Annotated in this window: 1 protein-coding gene; it reads right to left on the reverse strand. The window is 48.9% G+C overall.

What is annotated here, in order from left to right; genetic code table 11:
* Nucleotides 1-152: 152 nt before the first annotated feature.
* A complete protein-coding gene (locus tag HMPREF3143_RS07790; protein ID WP_017384068.1) occupies nt 153-1,286 on the reverse strand; it encodes a glutathione-independent formaldehyde dehydrogenase in 1,134 nt (377 codons plus the stop codon).
* Between the last annotated feature and the right edge of the window lie 347 nt (nt 1,287-1,633).

The following is a 1,633-nucleotide window of genomic DNA, read 5'->3' on the forward strand; positions in this document are numbered from 1 at the left end:
AAACACCATCGTACACTAAATCAGTAAGTTGGCAGCATCACCTGGCAGCTGAAAGTATGAATAATAACGCCCTGACAGGATATTTTATTGCACCCTGTCAAAAGTCATACATTCTTTCCCGGTTTTTGCTTTCTCATACCGGATAACTCTATTTAAGGCTTAAGGATAACCTTCGTCCATCCTTCATCCCGCTCATCGAAGTGCTTATATCCGGCAGGAGCCTCTTCAAGCGAAAGACGATGAGAAATTATTTTGCCCGGACTGGCTTTATCGTGATGGATGAGGCGAGACAGCTGACGGTTATAGGCCTTAACGTTCGCCTGGCCGGTACGGATTGCCTGTCCTTTAAACCAGAAACTCCCAAAATCAAATGGCATCTTACCCTCTCTGGCAAGCTCCGATTCAGCCCCCGGATCCTGAGGAATAAAGACGCCAACCACACCAATTCCCCCGGTTGCTTTCGTCGACGCAACAAGACTGTTCATGGTGACAGAGTTATCTTCATGGCCATGTTTGTTACAGCACTGATAGCCAACACATTCGCAGCCACAATCCGTACCGCGTCCATCCGTCAGGTCGAGAATTTTTTGTACAGCTTCATCGCCAGTAGCATTGATGCCCGTCGCCCCCATTTTTTCAGCCAGAGCCAACCGGTCTGTGTGCGTATCAACCACAAACACCTGTGAAGCACCTTTAATGATCGCCGAATGAGCTGCCATCAAACCGACCGGCCCCGCGCCATAAATGGCCACGCTTTCACCAGGCTTCAATCCGGCAAGTTCTGTTGCATGCCAGCCGGTAGGAAAAATGTCAGAGAGCATCACATAATCATCTTCTTTTTCTGCCGCATCAGGGGGAAGAACAAGGCAGTTAAAGTCGGCAAATGGCACCCGAAGCAGTTCCGCCTGCCCCCCCTCCCAGGGACCCATTTCAGCAAAACCATAAGCTGCGCCTGCCGAACCCGGATTGGTAGTGAGACAAAAGCCGGTCAGACCTTTTTCACAGTTTTCGCAAAAACCACATCCCACGTTAAACGGCAGACAAACATAGTCGCCCACCTTAATACGTTCAACGCCTGAGCCAATTTCGACCACTTCACCCAGGTTTTCGTGACCCAGAATCCGTCCCTGTTCAAAGCTGGTCCGGCCCTCATACATGTGCAAGTCCGACCCACAAATGTTGGTGGTGGTGATGCGGACGAGTACATCCGTGGGGCGGACAATTTTCGCATCCGGTACGTCTTTTACTTTTACATCATAAGGACCGTTGTAAATTACTGCTTTCATGATCTTCTCCTTCTTGCGTGCGGAAAGGAAATGCTGCCCGGCGGATTGGGGTATCAATCGAGTTTAGCTGCCATAACAGATCTCGCGATCGGCGAAAGGACGATTAGGATGTTTCTTAACTAAGTGCATTGAAGTCTGTAAGACAGGTACTTACCGATGAAGGCTGCCTGGAAAACGTAAAAACATCACACGTTAATCCGGTTTTTTTAAGCAGGCAGGGGATTACGGACAGCTTTGAGCGAGAAGCGGATAAAGTAAATCTATCTCATTTCTGCATTGTGCCAGAAGTAGACATAGGTGAATTAGGTAACCCTAGTGAATCGCCACGGATAATCTAGACACTTCCG

This window comes from Enterobacter sp. HMSC16D10, from assembly GCF_001807145.1.
GTDB lineage: Bacteria > Pseudomonadota > Gammaproteobacteria > Enterobacterales > Enterobacteriaceae > Enterobacter > Enterobacter roggenkampii.

Coding starts and splice junctions, on each gene's coding strand:
- HMPREF3143_RS07790 (WP_017384068.1), bottom strand. CDS start 1,286: ATGAAAGCAGTAATTTACAACGGTCCTTATGATGTAAAAGTAAAAGAC.